Raw genomic sequence first — 16,280 nt, forward strand, 5'->3', positions numbered from 1 at the left:
GCGCTATTGCCCGGGAGTGGCCGCCGCGGGTTTCATGTGCGCGACGCCGGCGAAATCGCCCGCGGCATACACGCTCAGTGCGTCCGGATCGAAGCGGCGGCGGATCGCCTCGTTGACCTGCGCCACCGTCAGCGCCTGCAGGCGCGCATCGATCGCCGCCGACCAGGCCATGGTGCGGTCCAGGTAGAGATTGCGGGCGAGGATGTCCGCGACCACGTCGTCGCCGGCACGCGCCTGCGCGCGCTGGGTGAGCATCGCGTTCACCGCGTCCTTCAGTTCGGCGGCGGTGATGCCCTCGCGCACCAGTCGCGCGACTTCCTCGCGCAGGCCGGCGGTGAGGCGATCGACGTTCTGCGGCGCGGCGATCGCCTGGATGAAGAGGCTGCCGGCATCGTCCTTGCCGTCGGGGCTGGCATCGGCGGTGAGGCGGCTGGACACGCCGTAGGTCAGGCCTTCGGTTTCGCGCAGGCGCTTGCCCAGGCGCGAGGCCAGCGTGCCGGCGCCGAGCACGTGGTTGGCGACCATCAGCGCGGGGTAGTCGGGATCGGTGTCGTTGAGCGGCAGGTTCGCGCGCGCGGCGACGACCGCGTTGGCCTTGTCGGGCGTCTCCAGGCGCTGCGACTCCGGTGCGACCGCGGTGTAGTGCGTGGAAATCGCCATGTAGGGCGTCGGCGATTTCCAGCTGGCGAACAAGGCCTGCAGCTGCGTCTTCACCGCGCCCGGATCGAAGTCGCCGACGATCGCGATCTCGCCCTGCGCGGTGCCGTAGAAGTCGTGATGGAAGGCCACCAGGTCCTCGCGCCGGAGTGCCTTCCACTCCGCGATCTGCGCATCCAGCGATCGGAACGCGAGCGGATGGTCCGCCGGCCACGGGTCGAAATGCGCACGCAGCGCCTGCGATACGGCGGTGCCGGGTTCCTTGCGCGCGGCTTCCAGGCCGGTGATCGCCTGCACGCGCAGTTGCTCGAATTCCTCCTGCGGAAACGCCGGATGTCGCAGCAGGTCGGCCGCCAGCTGCAGCGCGTCGGCGAGGGTGTCGCGGCGCGTGTCCAGGGCGATGCCCGCGGCCTGCATCCCGCCATTGACGTTGCCGGTGGTGCGCAGGGTTTCCAGGCGTTGCGCGATCTGTTCGCGATCGAGTGTTGTCGAGCCGCGCATCAGCATCGCCCCGACCACGCCGCCGACGAGGCGCGGATGGCGCTTCAACGCCGGAACGTCGCCGAAGCGGAAGTTCGCGCTGACCTGGACCGTGTCGCCGCGCGTGTCCTTGGGCAGCAGCGAGACCTTGAGCCCATCGCCGAGCACGAACGTCTGCGTGCGTGCATCGATGTTGGCCGGGGAGGGATCGAAGGTTTCGCCGGCGGCGACCGCGGCCCGGCCGGTGTAGCCGGCGAGCAGTCCGGCAACCGGCGGCGCGGCGGGAATCGGCGCGCGATCGGGCGCGTCGGTGGGCACGAAGCGGCCGAGCGTGCGGTTGCTCGGCTTGAGGTAGGCGCGCGCCACGCGGTTGACGTCGGCGGCGGTCACCTGCGCGATCTGGTCGCGACGCAGGAAGTACAGGCGCCAGTCGCCCGCGGCGACCGCGCTGGTGAGGCCCATCGCCACCGCGTTGACGTCGGTTAGGCTGCGTTCCCAGGCATTGGCCAGGCGTTGCTTCGCCTGCGCGACTTCGTCCTCGCCGATCTGTTTGTCGCCGAGACGTTCGGCCTGGCGCAGCAGCGCGTCCTGCGTCTTCGCCATGTCGCCGTCGAGCGGCACGATCGCCACCAGGTTGAGCAGGCCGGCGTCGCGCAGGTTGTCGGTGCCGGCGCCGATGGCGGCGGCCAGTCCGGGTTCGACCAGCGTCTTGTGCAGACGTCCGGACGGCGCGTCGCCGAGCACGTTGGCCAGCACGCTCAACGCGGCGCCGTCGGCGTGGTTCACCGAGGGCACGTGGTAGGCGGCGATCAGCACGCGCACGTCGCCGCTGCGGCGCACGGTGACCTCGCGCTCGCCGTCCTGCGTCGGCTCGGTGGTGTGGAAGACCGGCAGCGGCGCGGTGGGCTGCTTCACCGGCGCGAAGGCGGCGTGGACCATCGCCAGCGTCTTCGCCGGATCGATGCGGCCGGCGACCACCAGCGTCGCGTTGTCCGGCCGGTACCACGCGCGATAGAACGCCTGCAGGTTCGCGATCGGCACGCCTTCGACGTCGGAGCGCGCCCCGATCGTGGTGTTGCCGTAGTTGTGCCAGAGGTACGCGGCCGCGCGCACGCGCTGCGCGAGCACGCCGGCCGGGTTGTTCTCGTTGCGCTCCATCTCGTTGCGCACGACGGTCATCTCGCTGTCCAGATCCTTCTGCGCGACGAACGAGTGCACCATGCGATCGGCTTCCAGCCCCAGCAGCCAGGCCAGCGTGTCGTCGTTGGCGGGGAAGGAGCCGTAGTAGTTGGTGCGGTCGAACGAGGTCGTGGCGTTGGCGGCGATGCCGCGCTTCTTCAGTTCGGCGGGAATGTCCGGATGCGTCGGCGTGCCCTTGAACAGCAGGTGCTCGAGCAGGTGCGCCATGCCGGTCTCGCCGTAGTTCTCGTGCACCGAGCCCACGCCGTAGGCGATGTTCACCGTGACCGTCGGCGTGGTGGCGTCGGGAAACAGCAGCACGCGCAGGCCGTTGGCGAGGGTGTACTCGCAGATGCCTTCGATGCACGGGCCGGCGGTGATGCCGCGCGGCAGCGTTATCGCAGTGGCAGCAGGTGCGGCGACGGACGCGGGTGTCGGCGCGGCCGCGATCGGAGCGGCGGTGCAAAGCAGCGAACAGGCCAGCGCAAAGGCGCGCAGGAAGCGGCAGCGGAGCATGGAGTCCTTCCCTCGAAGCAGGATGCGTGTGGTCGCGCGCGACGTGGGCGACAATGGATTGTAGCCATCGCGTGTTATTTCCATGATCGAGTCATCGCCCGTCGCGCCCGCGCAGGCGCCGCTGCAATTGCTGTACAGGGACGACGCGCTCGCGGTGGTGAACAAGCCGGCCGGGCTGATGGTCCACGACAGCAAGCTGGCCGGCGGCGAATCGGATTTCCTCGCCGACCGCCTGCGCGAACAGCTGGAGCGCCCGATCTTCCTCGTGCACCGCCTCGATCGCGCCACCAGCGGCTGCCTGCTGCTCGCCTTCGACCGCGCCACCGCCGCGCAACTGGGCCAGGTGATGATGTCGCGCGAAGTCGACAAGCATTACTGGGCCGTGTGCCGCGGCTGGCCGGAGGCGGAATTCGTCGTCGACCATCCGCTCGATGGCGGTCCCGGCAAGCCGCAGAAGAAGCCGGCGGTGACGCGCTTCACCCGGCTGGCGACCTGCGAACTGCCGCTGCCGTCGCAGGGTTTCGAAACGTCGCGTTACGCGCTGCTGCGCGCGCAGCCGGAGACCGGCCGCTTCCGCCAGATCCGGCGCCACCTCAAGCACGTCTTCCATCATCTGATCGGCGACACCAGCCACGGCGACGGCCGCCACAACCGCGCCTTCCGCATGCTGGGCGTGCATCGCATGCTGCTGCACGCGCGGCGACTCGCGTTCACGCATCCGCACAGCGGCGCACGCATCGTCGTCGACGCGCCGGTGGATGCGGAGTTCGCCAAGGCGCTCGCTTTGTTCGACTACGCGTAGGTGGGCCAAGGCCCGCCCTACAATCCACGGATGCTGCAGGTCTCCGCACACCTCGCCATTCCCGACGACGAGCTCGTCGAACGCTTCGTGCGTTCGTCCGGCCCGGGCGGGCAGAACGTCAACAAGGTCGCGACCGCGGTCGAGCTGCGCTTCGACATCGCCCACTCGCCGTCGTTGCCCGAGGTCGTGCGCGCGCGCCTGCTGGCCCGGCGCGATCGCCGCGTGACCGACGCCGGCGTGCTGGTGCTCAACGCGCAGCGCTTCCGCACCCAGGAGCGCAACCGCGAGGACGCGCGCGAGCGCCTGGCCGCCTTCGTCGCTTCCGGCCTGCACGCGCCGGCCCCTAGAATCGCGACGAAGCCGGGCCGCGCCGCCAAGCAGCGCCGGCTCGACGCCAAACGCGAAAGAAGTACGATCAAGAAGGACCGCGCCCGCCGTACCTGGGATTGACCCAGGCCGCGTTGCGCGCCGGGGAAGACGACAGGCCGATGAGCGACGACAACAGAACGGTATTGCCGTTGCCGCCCAACGCACCCCGGGTGAAACCCAATGCACTGACCCGCTGGCTCGGCCTGACCGTGCTGCGGCTAGGCGGCTGGCGCATGGTCGGCGAATTCCCCGACCTGCCCAAGCTGGTGCTCATCGGCGCGCCGCATTCGTCCAACTGGGACGGCATCTGGGGTCTGGCCGCCAAGCTCGCGCTGGGCCTGGACATCAAGATCCTGGGCAAGGACTCGCTGTTCAGGGTGCCGCTGCTGGGCCTGCTGCTGCGGCGCCTGGGCGTGATCCCGGTGGACCGCAGCGCCGCGCACGGCGTGGTGGCGCAGTCGGCGGCGATGATCCGGCGCGCCGAGCGCTTCTGGTACGGGTTGGCGCCGGAAGGCACGCGCAAGCCGGTGGAGCGCTGGAAGACCGGCTTCTGGAAGATCGCCAAGGCCGCCGGGGTGCCGGTGCTGCCGGCCTACTTCCACTACGGCCACAAGGTGATCGGGATCGGTCCTCCGTTCGAACTGGGCGAGGACATGGCCGCCGACATGACCCGGATCCGCGATTGGTACCGCGGCGTCTCCAGGGGCAAGTTGCACGACGCCTGAGCCGGTCAGCTTCCCGCCGGACGCACCCGCCGCACCGCAGCAGGGCGGGTGTCGAAATGTGACAAAATTCGCACTTCGTCCGCCGGCCTGCGACAGGCGCGGCTCCCACTGGTTCCCCTGAAGACGCCCGTGGCCGGTCTGGCACGGGATATGCGTCAAATACGGCACGGGCCGCGGAAGCGAGCGGACCACCAGGGGGCGGGAGTCGGCGTCCCGGGCGGGGAGCCCGGGCCCGACGACCGTGATACGCAAACGAGGCGGCACGCGTCGACGACGCACGGCCGCATGGGGAACACATGTACAGGCCCAGCCGGCGAGTCCTCGCCATCGGATTCGCGCTCTGCGCGTTGCTGGGAGCGCTCGGCGTGTGGGTGCTGCTGCATCCGGCCAGCGTCTTCGTGCAGCCCTGGCGCGCGCAGCGCACGGCGAGCGCGGCCGAAAACGTGTGGTTCGGGCCGTATCCCGTCGAGGCCGACTTCATCGCGCTGCGCGAACGCGGCGTCACCACCATCATCAGCCTGCTCGAACCGAACGTGCCCTACGAGAAGGTGCTGCTCGAACAGGAACGCGAGCGCGCCGCGCGCTACGGCATGACCGTGAAGAACTTCCCGATGGGCAGCATCCTCGGGCAGAAGTTCGGCGGCGATTACGCGAAGAATTCGCGCGCCGCCGCCGAGGCCGCGCTCGCCGCCGACGGCATCGCCTACATCCACTGCTACCTCGGCCTGCATCGCGCGCGCAACGTCCAGGATTACCTGGCCCAGCGCGTGCGCACGAGCACTTACTCCGGCGCGAATGCCACCGCCAGCGCCGCCGACCTCGACAACGAACACATCGCCCAGGCCGCGTTCGATGCCAACGACTACGAGCGCAGCCTGGCGGCGCTGGCGCAGATCCGCGACAAGGGCCTGCGCGCGGCGCGCCTGGAAGCATGGAACTACTACCGCCTGCGCCGCATTCCCGAGGCGCGCGCGCGCTTCCGCAAGGTCCTGGACGAATATCCGGCCGACCTCGACTCGCTCGGTGGCCTGGCTTACAGCAGCCTGGCCGAAGGCCGGCTCGAGGACGCCGAACTCGCCTTCACCCAGCTGCTGAGCATGAAGGCCGACGACGTGTCCGCGGTCGAGGGCATGGGTCACGTGCGCTACCGCCAGGGCCGCCGCGACGAGGCGCGCGTGCTGTTCGAGCGCGCGGCGCAACTCAATCCCGAAAACACCGAAACGCAGCAGATGCTGGAACGCCTGCGCCCCGCTGCCGCGGCGTCGTCGACCACCGCGTCCGCCACGCCGTGACCATTCCGTTTGCAACCGCCGTTGTCCTGAAGAAAAAGAAGGTGCAGTCGTGGACTTCCTGATTAACGCCCATCCCCGCGTCGTCTTCGCCTTCTGGCTGGGCGTCGTCGTGATCGCGATGGCGCTGCTGATGCTCGCCGTCATCCTGGTGATGCGCCAGGTGGTGATGCGTCGCGAGCGCAACCGCATCCGCGCGGCCACGCAGTGGCACCGCATCCTGCTGGATTCCGTGCAGGGCCTGGCCATCTCGCCGCCGTCGCTGCCGCGCGGCGACGTGCCCGGCTTCGTCGATGCCTGGAACCACGTGCACCAGTCGCTGGCCGGCCACGACGACAGCGGCCTGCAGCGCGTCGCCCAGGAGATCGGCCTGGAGAAGCACCTCAGCGTCGCGATCGACCACGGCAGCTTCCACAACCGGGTGATGTCGATCATCGCGCTGGGCTACCTGCGCAGCCGCGGCCAGTTCGACAAGCTCGCGCGCTACCTCGACGACCGCAGCACGATCATCTCGCTGAGCGCGGCGCGCGCGCTGATGCACATCGATCCGGCACGCGCGGTGACGATGCTGGTGCCGCACATCGTCGAGCGCAACGACTGGCCGCAGGGCGGCGTCGCGCAGATCCTGCACGACGCGAACCCGTCGCTGGTGTCGAAGGAACTCGGCGAAGTCGCGCTGCGCGCCAACGCGGACGTCGCGCCGCGCCTGGTGCGCTTCCTCGCCGACGTCAGCCCGGCCGCCGCCGCGCCGGTGATCCGCAACGTGATCGCCTCGCATCCGGACGACCACCTGATCTCCACCTGCCTGCAGGTGATGAGCGATCCGTCCGACCGGGACCTGATCCGCTCGCTGCTGGGCCACGAGCGCTGGCACGTGCGCATGCACGCGGCGGCGGCGCTCGGCCGCCTGGGCGAGGCCGGCGACGCGGCGAACCTGCTGCCGCTGCTGGCCGACACGCAGTGGTGGGTGCGCTACCGCGCCGCGCAGGCGCTCAGCCGCCTGCCCGGCATCGGGGACGAGGAGCTCCAGCGCATCCGCGCCGGCCTCACCGACCGCTTCGCCGGCGACGTGCTCGACCAGGTGATCGCGGAACGCAACATGGGAGTCGAACGATGAACGCCGCCACCCTCACCCTCCCGCCCGGCGTCGTCGATGCGCTCGAATGGCTGCAGTGGGTGTTCTTCGCCTACTTCATCGTCATCAACCTGACCTACCTGGCGCTCAACTACATCGCCATGTTCGGCATCGTGCGGCACATGCACGAGCACGGCACGAAGTTCATGTGGAACAACTTCCGTGCCTACCAGCCGCCGGTGAGCATCGTCGTCCCGGCGTACAACGAGGAGCGCACGATCGTGTCCTCGGTGCGTTCGCTGCTGCGCCTGGGCTATCCGAATTTCGAGATCGTCGTGGTCAACGACGGCTCGACCGACAACACGCTGGCGGAAGTGATCAAGGCGTTCTCGCTGGTCGAGTTCCCCGAGGCCTACCGCAAGCGCATCAAGACCCGCGACGTGAACAAGGTCTACGCCTCGCCGGCGTATCCGAACGTGCGCCTGGTCGACAAGGTCAACGGCGGCAAGGCCGACGCGCTCAACGCCGGCATCAACTGCGCGCGCTATCCGCTGTTCTGCGTGGTCGACGCCGACTGCATCCTGCAGCAGGACAGCCTGGCGCGCGTGGTGCAGCCCTTCCTCGAGGACTCGACCACCGTGGCCGCCGGCGGCGTGATCCGCGTGGTGAACGGCTGCCAGGTGAAGGACGGCTTCCTCACCCGTGTCGACCTGCCGAAGAAGGTGCTGCCGCTGGTGCAGACGGTGGAATACCTGCGTGCGTTCCTGTTCGGCCGCCTGGGCTGGTCGCCGATGAACGCGCTGCTGATCATCTCCGGCGCGTTCGGCGTGTTCTACAAGGAACGCGTGATCGCCGCGGGCGGCTATCACGGCGACACCGTGGGCGAGGACATGGAACTGGTCGTGCGCCTGCACAAGCAGCTGCGCGAGGAGAAGCGCGACTACCGCATCACCTTCGTGCCCGATCCGATCTGCTGGACCGAGGCGCCCGAGGACATGGGCTCGCTGTGCCGCCAGCGCATGCGCTGGCAGCAGGGCCTGGCCGAGAGCCTGCTGCCGAACTGGCGGCTGATGTTCCGCCGCAACGGCGGCGCGGTGGGCTGGATCGCGTTCCCGTTCATGCTGTTCTTCGAATGCATCGGCCCGGTGATCGAGGTGCTCGGCTACGTGTCGATGATCATCCTCGGCCTGGCCGGCGTGCTGTCGCCGGAAGCGTTCTTCGTGTTCCTGTTCGCGAGCGTCGGCCTGGGCGTGCTGCTGTCGACCAACGCGCTGGTGCTGGAGGAACTCTCGTTCCACCTGTATCCGCGCCCGGGTCAGCAGTTCAAGCTGTTCCTCGTCGCGATCTTCGAGAACTTCGGTTACCGCCAGCTCACCTCGGTGTGGCGGCTGATGGGGCTGATGCGCTGGGTGATGCGTCTGCGCGGGCGTCCGACCTGGGGCCGCATGAACCGCAACGCGAGCTGGCAGCACGAAGGCAAGCCCGAGGGCGGTGCCGAGGAAAGCGTCCCGGCACCGCACGTCGCCGGCATCTCCGGCGGTCAGTGGCCGCCGCGTTCGTCCGGAGTCGCGGACTGAACATGCAACGGATCCACACCCACACTCTGGAGAGCACCATGCATCGCGGTTTCGTCCCCCTGACCGTCAAGGCCCTCGCGCTCGCCTGCGCCTTCGCACTGGCGCCGCAGGTGCTCGCGCAGGAGGCGCCGGCCGGGACCGCCGCCGCAGGCACCGAGTCCTACGAAGCGCAGTTCGCGCAGGCGCATGCGCTGGCCACCAACGGCCGCCGCGAGGACGCCATCGCGCTGTACACGACGCTGCTGCAGCGCTCGCCCGGCAACACCGACGTGCTGCTGGCGCGCGGCCGCACCTACGCGTGGGACGGCCGTTGGCCCGAAGCGGAAGCCGACCTCACCGCGGTGACCACGGCGAAGCCGGATTACGCCGATGCGTGGTCGGCGCTGGGCGACATGTACCAGTGGAGCGACCGCCCGCAGCAGGCCGCGACGGCGTACGCGCGCTGGGCCGAACTCGCGCCGGACGATCCGGCCGCGACGATCGCGCTCGGCCGCGCGCATCGCGCCGCCGGCGACACCGCCGCCGCGCAGGCCGATTTCGAAGCCGCGCGCGCGCGCGGCGCGGAACCGGCGCAGGTCGACGACTACCTCGCCTCGCTGCAGCCGCGCAACGTCGAACCCGATGCGGTCCTGCCCGAGGGCTACCGCTGGGCGCTGCGCGTGGGCGGCACGCACACCAGTTTCGATCCGTCCTCGCGCGACAGCTGGAACGAGTACGAAGGCGCGCTGCGGCGCAAGTTCGCGCGCGGTTCGCTGGCGCTGGAAATGCTGCGCGCGCACCGTTTCGACGAGCACGACACGGCGTGGGCGCTCGACGGCTACGTCTCGCTCTGGCAGCGCGCATACGCGAACGTGCGCTACCAGCGCGGGCCGAGCGGCGACCTGTTTCCGGGCAACGCGTGGCGCGCGGAACTGTTCCAGGGCGTGGGCCAGGGCTGGGAACTGTCGGCCAGTTACGACCACCTCGAGTTCGACGGTTCCGACACCGACATGTACGGCGTCGGCGTCGGCCGCTACTTCGGCAACTTCTACGCCCGCTACCGCGCGCTGCACGTGCCGGGCGTGGGTTCGGGCAGCCTGAGCCACCGCGCGCAGCTGCGCTGGTACTACGCCGGCAATGCCGACGACTACTTCGAAGTCAGCGCCGGGCACGGCCGCAGCCACGAACGCGATGTCAGCGGTTTCGATCGCGTGGTCGCCAACAGCCACTCCTCGTTCGGCGTCAACTACGTGAAGTTCTTCACGCCGCGCTGGGGCTTCAAGCTGGGTGCGGGCCTCGACAACGACGTGGACGGATTCGATGAGCGCAGCGTCAGCGCCTCGCTCTACTCGCGCTGGTGACGTCGCGACCGGCCGCACGCGCGGCCGGTCGGTGTCGGGATTCCTGTCGCTCGCGCCCGCGTTGTTGGCGGGCGTGCTGCTGTTGCGCCTGTGGTCGCTGTGGATGGCCGCGGCTGCGCAGCCGTTGCCGTGGCGCGACGTGGCCGCGGCGCTGGGCGAAGACCTGCTGGTGCTCGGGCGCAGCCTGCCGCTGCTGTTCCTGGTGTCGTGGCCGCTGCTGCGCCTGCGCAACGCGCGCTGGCGCATCGCGACGCTCGCCGTGGTCTGGTCGGCGTGGCTGGCGGTGCAGGTCGCGCTGGAGCAGTACTTCCTCGCCACGCGCGTGCCGCTGGGCGCGGACCTGTTCGGCTATTCGGTGCAGGAAATCGCCACCACGGTCGCCGGCGGTGCGCGCATGGACGCGATGACGGTCGCCGGCTGGCTGCTGCCGCTGGGCGCATTGCTCACCGTGCTGTTCGTATGCGCAGGCCATGCACGGCCGTGGCGCGCGAAGCCGGCGGTGATCGCGTTGCTCGCCTGCGCGCTGCTGTGGCTGGTGCCGTTGCCGTCGACGCTGGGGCGGGGCGGCAGCGAGGACCTGCGCAATCTCGCGTGCAACAAGCTGGGTCATTTCGCCGGCGACAGCCTGCGCTACTGGACGGAACTGTCGCCGCCGGCCGCCGTCGCGAGCGCGGCCACGCCGGCCGACGCCGCAGCCGATCCCGGGCATCCCTTCCTGCGCCGCGAGCAGGCAGCGGACGTGCTCGGCCCGTACTTCGCGAAGGGATCGGCGCAGCCGCCGCACCTGGTCGTCATCATCGTCGAAGGCCTCGGCCGGTCGTTCTCCGGTCCCGGCGCGCCGCGCGGCAGCTTCACCCCGTTCCTCGACCAACTGGGCGAACGCAGCCTGTACTGGAGCAACTTCCTCGCGCCGCAGGGACGCACGTTCGGCGTGCTGCCGTCGGTGTTCGGTTCGCTGCCGTTCGCCGATCAGGGCTTCGCCGCGTTGGGCGAACGCATGCCCGCGCACGCCGGCCTGTTCAACGTGCTCGCGCGCCAGGGCTATGCCACGCGCTTCTACGCCGGCACCGACCTGGCCTTCGACAACGAGCGTGCATTCCTGCAGCGCGAAGGCGTGCAGCGCATCGTCGACCTCACCACGTTCGGCCCGGGCTACCAGCGCAATCCGTACAGCAGCTGGGGTTACGACGACAGCGCGCTGGTGGCGCGCGTGCTCGCCGACGGCGCGGTCGGCGGCCCGCAGCCGACGGTGACCGCGATCCAGACGATCTCGATGCACACCTCGTACCGCTTCGCCGGACAGGACGCGTGGCGACGCCGCTTCGAGCAGCGTCTGGACGAACTGCACGTGGCCGATGCCGACAAGCCCGGCTACCGTGCGTTCGCCGACATCTACGCGACCATCCTGTTCACCGACGACGCGCTGCGCCGCTACTTCGAGGCCGCCGCGCGCACGCCCGGTTACGACAACACGATCTTCGTGATCACCGGCGACCACCGCCTGCCGGAACTGCCGATGGACACGCGCATCGAGCGCTACCACGTGCCGCTGATCGTGTTCTCGCCGCTGCTGAAGCGGCCGGCGCGCTTCGGTGCGGTGTCCTCGCACCTGGACATCACGCCGTCGCTGCTGGCCTTCCTCGCGCACAACTACGGCCTGCAGCGGCCGGCGCGCGTGACCTGGACGGGCACCGGCCTCGACACCGGCACCGCGTTCGGCAACCAGCGCGAGATCCCGCTCAAGCACGAGAAGACTACGCTCTCGGATTTCGTCGCCGGCCCGTGGTTCATCAGCCGCGGCGACTTCTACCGGCTGGAGGACGGGCTGCAACCGGTGCCGTCCGACGACGCGGCCGCGCGCGCGCAGGTCGTGGCGCGCTTCGAGCGCTACCGCCAGGCCAATGCGCAGTTCGCGCGCACGTTGCAGCTCTCGCCCGAAGGCGATCGGCCGCAGCTGGTGCCCTACGCCGAAGCCGCGCCCGCAGTAGCCGAAGCAAGCGCAACCGCGGCGTTGCAGCGGCACACGCTGCACGCGCACGACGTGGTCGCGCCCGACGGCGCCGATGCGGGCAGCGTGCAGGTGACCGCCGACTTCACCAACGGCAGCGACCGCGCCAGCGGTCCGTTCGTGCCGTTGCTCGTGCTCAGCGATGCGGGCGGCCGCGAACGGCGCGAAAGCTATGCCGCGGCACTGCAGCTGGCGCCGGGCGCCAGCGGCCAGGCACGCTTCACGCTGCCGCTGGACGGCATCGAGTCGGGGCAGTACTTCATCGCGGTCCTGCCCACGCATCCGGACAGCGGCAAGCGCGTGGGCGAAGGTGCCTACCGCATTCCCATCAAGGTCCGTTGCTGCGCGCCCGGGGGCGGCGCGCGGGCGCGGCCCTGACGCGGAGACGAACATGCACAGGCGGCACTGGCTGGGCTTCGTGTTGGCGCTGCTGTCGATGGCGGCATTGCCCGCATCGGCGGCCTCGCGCGCGGTGTGGACCTGGGAGCGCGACAGCTACGCGATGCTCGAATCCGCGGAGGAAGCGCAGGGCGCGCTGACGTTCCTGCACGGCCGCGGCATCGACACCGTCTACCTGTACGCCGATGCGTTCGAAGGCCGCAACCTGATCAGCGAACAGCCGCAACGGTACCGCCGCTTCATCGCGGACGCGCACATGCGCGGGTTCAAGGTCTACGCCCTGCTGGGTTCGGCCTACCTCAAGACCGAGCGTTACATCCTGCCGGAGCGTCGCCGCGACGCGGTGGCGATGCTGCAACGCGTGCTCGACTACAACGCGGCGGCGCCCGCGGACGCGCGCTTCGATGGCATCAATCTCGACATCGAGCCGCATCTGCTCGATGCCTGGGACGACGCGCACCGCGAGGACCTGCTGCGCGACATGCTCGACGTGAGCGCGGAGTGGATGCGCATGAAGCAGGCGTCGAAGCAGACGCTGGCGATCGGCCCGGCGGTGCCGTTCTGGTTCGACGGCATTCCGGTGCGCTGGCGCGGAACCACGAAGCCGGCGAGCGAACACCTCGCCGACCTCTACGATTATCTGGCGCTGATGGACTACCGCGACCACGCCGACGGCCGCGACGGCATCGTCGCGCACGCCGCGAAGGAAATGGACTACGCGCGGCAGGCCGGCAAGCGCGTCGTGATCGGCCTGGAACTGGGCGACAACGAACTGAAGAAGGTCACCTTCCACCACCGCAGCGAGGCCGACCTCGCGCGCGAGATGGCGGCGACCGAAGCGGCCTATGGCGAATCGCCGGCCTTCGCCGGCTTCGCCCTGCACCATTACCGCAGCTACCGCGAATGGAGCCAGGCGCAGCGCGAACGCTGAGGCGTGCTCAGCGTTCGGATTGCCCGGTGTCGTCGTAGCCGCCGCGCTCGAACAATGCCGGCTTGATCAGCGCGGTGAACGCGCGCGCCTGCGGCGACAGGAACTTGCCCTTGCGCACCACCACGCCGTAACTGCGCGAAGGAAAGTACTTGGCCAGCGAGCGCGCGGCGAGGCGTTCGCGATCGGCGTCGGTGAGGCAGATCGCGGTGACGATGCTGATGCCCAGGCCCATCGCGACGTATTGCTTGATGACTTCCCAGCCGCCCACTTCGAGCGCGACGGTGTAGGGCACGCGGTTCTGCTGGAACACCAGGTCGACCAGCCGGTACGTGGTCAGGCGTTGCGGCGGCAGGATCAGGCCGTATGGCGACAGGTCCTGCAGGGCGAGTTCGGCCTTCTGCGCCAGCGGATGCTCGCGCGGCGTGATCAGCATCGGCTCGAAGCGGTACACCGGCGCGTAGTCGAGGTCGGCCGGCACGTCGAGCATCGAGCCCACGGCGAGGTCGACCGCGTCGGAACGCAGCAGCTCCAGTCCGCCGGCGCCGGTAACGTTGTGCAGGCTCAGGCGGATCTCCGGGTGTCCGGCCTTGAAGGCTTCGACGATCTTCGGCAGCAGGTAGAGGATGGTCGAGCTGCCCGCGGCAACGTGCAGTTCGCCGGCGTCGAGCCCGCGCACCCGGTCGCGGAACGCGGTGTCCAGCCCGTCCAGGCCCTCGACCAGGGGCCGGGCCAGGTCGTAGAGCTCCTGTCCCTCGCGGGTGAGGGTGATGCGGCGGCCGCTGCGTTCGAGCAGGCGGGCGCCCAGGTCGCGTTCCAGCGCCTGCAGTTGCAGGGTCACCGCCGGCTGGCTGAGGAACAGGGCCTCGGCCGCCCGTGAGATCGACCCCAGCCGGGCGGTCTGGCAGAAGGCCCGCAGCGGCTTGAGCCGGTCGCCCTTGTAGGCGAAACGCGGGGCGGGGGGCGGCTTGGGGCTGCTCCGGGTCGGCATGGCGGGTCGGATTCCGCAGTGAACTATTAAACGAACAAATGATATGTATTGAAAAAACTTGATTGTCTTATACCAGACTTGACCGCATGGTCACGCCTCACCCGTTACACCCGTCACCCGGGTCCACGAAGAGGAGCGACGCATGTCGGCAGTGCTGGAATCACAGGATCAACGGAGCGGGGACGACGGCGTCGAGGTGCTCGCCCGCCATCCGGACGCCGCGACCCTGCTGACCCCCGCGGCCCTGGCCTTCCTCGCCGGCCTGCACCGCCGCTTCGAGCCGGCCCGCCAGGCCCGTCTCGCCGCCCGCCGCGACCGCCAGGCCTGCTTCGACGCCGGCGGCCTGCCCGATTTCCGCGCCGACACCGCCGCCATCCGTGCCGGCGACTGGCGCGTCGCCCCGCTGCCGGCCGCGCTGCGCGACCGCCGGGTCGAGATCACCGGGCCGACCGATCCGAAGATGGTGATCAACGCGCTCAATTCCGGCGCCAGCTGCTACATGGCCGACTTCGAGGATTCGACCGCGCCGACCTGGGCCAACCTCCTCACCGGCCAGCGCGCGCTGCGCGAGGCGGTGCAGGGCACCCTCCGGTTCACCGCCCCGGCCGTCGACGGCGTCGCCGGCAAGCACTACGCGCTGAAGCCGTTCGCCGAGCAGGCGGTGCTGATCGTGCGCCCGCGCGGCTGGCACCTGGACGAGAAGCACCTGCGGGTCGATGGCGAGCGGATGTCGGCCGCGTTGTTCGACCTCGGTCTGTTCGCGTTCCACAACGCGCACGCGCTCGCGGCGAAGGACCGCGGCCCGTACTTCTACCTGCCCAAGCTGCAGTCGATGGAAGAGGCGCAGCTGTGGAACGACGTGCTCGACCACGTCGAAGCCGGACTCGGCCTGCCGCGCGGCCAGCTCAAGGTCACCGTGCTGATCGAGACGCTGCCGGCGGTGTTCGAGATGGACGAGATCCTGTACGTCCTGCGCAGCCGCATCGCCGGCCTCAACTGCGGACGCTGGGACTACGTCTTCTCCTACATCAAGACCTTCCGCGCCCACCGCGACAAGGTGCTCCCCGAACGCGGCCAGGTGACGATGACGCAACCGTTCCTGCGCGCGTACTCCGAACTGCTGATCCAGACCTGCCACAAGCGCGGCGCGCACGCGATGGGCGGCATGGCCGCGCAGATCCCGATCAGCGGCGACGCGGCGGCGAACGAAGCCGCACTCGCGAAGGTGCGCGCCGACAAGCTGCGCGAAGTCACCGCCGGCCACGATGGCACCTGGGTCGCGCATCCGGCGCTGGTCCCGCTGGCGAAGGCGATCTTCGACGAACGCATGCCGTCCGCGCACCAGCACGCCGTGCGCCGCGAGGAAGTGCTCGTCACCCGCGACGACCTGATCAAGCCGAGCCTCGGATCGATCACCCGCGCCGGCTTCGAGAACAACGTCGAGGTGTGCGTGCGCTACCTCGCCGCGTGGCTCGACGGCAATGGCTGCGTGCCGATCCACTGGCTGATGGAAGACGCCGCCACCGCCGAGATCGCGCGGGCGCAGCTGTGGCAGTGGCTGCATCACGCTGATCCGCGCGGCCAAGCGCCGCGCGGCGGCGGCCTGCACCTGGACGACGGCAGCGAACTCGACTTCGCCCTGTTCGAGCGCGCGCTGCTCAACCTGCCGATGAAGCTCGGCGACCGCACGCAGTTGCCGGGCGGCAGCCGCATCAACGAGGCGATCGGAATGCTCGATCGCCTCACCCATGCCGACACGCTCGAAGAGTTCCTGACCCTGCCTGCGTACGCGCGGCTGGATTGAGCCGCTCCGGTCGCGGTCACGGAGCGCCGCAGCTGCTGATCCATTGCTGCTGCTGTCGCTGTTGCTGCTGTTGCTGTTGTTGCTGTTGCCCTTGCTCGTCATTCCCGCGAAAGCGGGAATGAGGAATCGACAAACCCGAAC

12 protein-coding genes are annotated in these 16,280 nt (G+C 69.7%); 10 read left to right on the top strand and 2 right to left on the bottom strand.

All coding sequences use genetic code 11. The features are described from left to right. Nucleotides 1-3: 3 nt before the first annotated feature. The gene (locus ACFPN1_RS12760; RefSeq protein ID WP_386755451.1) at nucleotides 4-2,832 is read right to left on the bottom strand and encodes a M16 family metallopeptidase; all 2,829 of its coding nucleotides are present in this window, start codon (nucleotides 2,830-2,832) and stop codon (nucleotides 4-6) included. A gap of 82 nt (nucleotides 2,833-2,914) precedes the next feature. Between ACFPN1_RS12760 and ACFPN1_RS12765 the strand changes: the two genes are divergently transcribed. The 9 genes from ACFPN1_RS12765 (at nucleotide 2,915) to ACFPN1_RS12805 (ending at nucleotide 13,347) form a co-directional block, all read left to right on the top strand. Further along, the gene (locus ACFPN1_RS12765; RefSeq protein ID WP_386755453.1) at nucleotides 2,915-3,634 is read left to right on the top strand and encodes a pseudouridine synthase; all 720 of its coding nucleotides are present in this window, start codon (nucleotides 2,915-2,917) and stop codon (nucleotides 3,632-3,634) included. A gap of 30 nt (nucleotides 3,635-3,664) precedes the next feature. Then, a complete protein-coding gene (gene arfB, locus ACFPN1_RS12770) occupies nucleotides 3,665-4,084 on the top strand; it encodes an alternative ribosome rescue aminoacyl-tRNA hydrolase ArfB (protein ID WP_386755455.1) in 420 nt (139 codons plus the stop codon). 38 nt (nucleotides 4,085-4,122) lie between these two features. Further along, entirely contained in the window at nucleotides 4,123-4,728 is a 606-nt protein-coding gene (locus tag ACFPN1_RS12775) for a lysophospholipid acyltransferase family protein (RefSeq protein ID WP_386755457.1), read from the top strand. Nucleotides 4,729-5,024: 296 nt separating this feature from the next. Beyond that, complete coding sequence (locus ACFPN1_RS12780; RefSeq protein ID WP_386755458.1) at nucleotides 5,025-6,020, top strand: tetratricopeptide repeat protein; 996 nt, start codon at nucleotides 5,025-5,027, stop codon at nucleotides 6,018-6,020. Between the two features lie 49 nt (nucleotides 6,021-6,069). Then, nucleotides 6,070-7,134, top strand: coding sequence for a HEAT repeat domain-containing protein (locus ACFPN1_RS12785; protein WP_386755460.1), 1,065 nt, complete (start codon nucleotides 6,070-6,072; stop codon nucleotides 7,132-7,134). Next, a complete protein-coding gene (locus tag ACFPN1_RS12790) occupies nucleotides 7,131-8,669 on the top strand; it encodes a glycosyltransferase family 2 protein (RefSeq protein ID WP_386755461.1) in 1,539 nt (512 codons plus the stop codon). The genes ACFPN1_RS12785 and ACFPN1_RS12790 overlap by 4 nt, the downstream gene beginning before the upstream one ends. A gap of 2 nt (nucleotides 8,670-8,671) precedes the next feature. Next, nucleotides 8,672-10,009 carry a YaiO family outer membrane beta-barrel protein gene (locus ACFPN1_RS12795; RefSeq protein WP_386755463.1) on the top strand — a complete coding sequence of 446 codons (1,338 nt, stop codon included), beginning with the start codon at nucleotides 8,672-8,674 and terminating at the stop codon, nucleotides 10,007-10,009. A 31-nt stretch (nucleotides 10,010-10,040) separates the two neighbouring features. After that, nucleotides 10,041-12,395 (top strand): LTA synthase family protein, encoded by a 2,355-nt coding sequence (locus ACFPN1_RS12800; protein WP_386755464.1) that lies wholly within the window; start codon nucleotides 10,041-10,043, stop codon nucleotides 12,393-12,395. 13 nt (nucleotides 12,396-12,408) lie between these two features. Further along, a complete protein-coding gene (locus ACFPN1_RS12805) occupies nucleotides 12,409-13,347 on the top strand; it encodes a hypothetical protein (RefSeq protein WP_386755466.1) in 939 nt (312 codons plus the stop codon). A 7-nt stretch (nucleotides 13,348-13,354) separates the two neighbouring features. Here the strand turns inward: ACFPN1_RS12805 and ACFPN1_RS12810 are convergent, their stop codons facing one another. Continuing rightward, the gene (locus ACFPN1_RS12810) at nucleotides 13,355-14,335 is read right to left on the bottom strand and encodes a LysR family transcriptional regulator (RefSeq protein ID WP_386755468.1); all 981 of its coding nucleotides are present in this window, start codon (nucleotides 14,333-14,335) and stop codon (nucleotides 13,355-13,357) included. Between the two features lie 142 nt (nucleotides 14,336-14,477). Here ACFPN1_RS12810 and aceB point away from each other — a divergent pair, with 142 nt between their 5' ends. Beyond that, a complete protein-coding gene (gene aceB, locus ACFPN1_RS12815; protein WP_386755469.1) occupies nucleotides 14,478-16,139 on the top strand; it encodes a malate synthase A in 1,662 nt (553 codons plus the stop codon). Nucleotides 16,140-16,280: the final 141 nt, after the last annotated feature.

Source organism: Lysobacter yangpyeongensis, assembly GCF_042655745.1.
Taxonomy (GTDB): Bacteria; Pseudomonadota; Gammaproteobacteria; order Xanthomonadales; family Xanthomonadaceae; genus Agrilutibacter; species Agrilutibacter yangpyeongensis.

Coding starts and splice junctions, on each gene's coding strand:
- ACFPN1_RS12810 (WP_386755468.1), bottom strand. CDS start 14,335: ATGCCGACCCGGAGCAGCCCCAAGCCGCCCCCCGCCCCGCGTTTCGCC.
- ACFPN1_RS12765 (WP_386755453.1), top strand. CDS start 2,915: ATGATCGAGTCATCGCCCGTCGCGCCCGCGCAGGCGCCGCTGCAATTG.
- ACFPN1_RS12775 (WP_386755457.1), top strand. CDS start 4,123: ATGAGCGACGACAACAGAACGGTATTGCCGTTGCCGCCCAACGCACCC.
- ACFPN1_RS12795 (WP_386755463.1), top strand. CDS start 8,672: ATGCAACGGATCCACACCCACACTCTGGAGAGCACCATGCATCGCGGT.
- ACFPN1_RS12790 (WP_386755461.1), top strand. CDS start 7,131: ATGAACGCCGCCACCCTCACCCTCCCGCCCGGCGTCGTCGATGCGCTC.
- ACFPN1_RS12805 (WP_386755466.1), top strand. CDS start 12,409: ATGCACAGGCGGCACTGGCTGGGCTTCGTGTTGGCGCTGCTGTCGATG.
- ACFPN1_RS12760 (WP_386755451.1), bottom strand. CDS start 2,832: ATGCTCCGCTGCCGCTTCCTGCGCGCCTTTGCGCTGGCCTGTTCGCTG.
- ACFPN1_RS12780 (WP_386755458.1), top strand. CDS start 5,025: ATGTACAGGCCCAGCCGGCGAGTCCTCGCCATCGGATTCGCGCTCTGC.
- aceB (WP_386755469.1), top strand. CDS start 14,478: ATGTCGGCAGTGCTGGAATCACAGGATCAACGGAGCGGGGACGACGGC.
- arfB (WP_386755455.1), top strand. CDS start 3,665: ATGCTGCAGGTCTCCGCACACCTCGCCATTCCCGACGACGAGCTCGTC.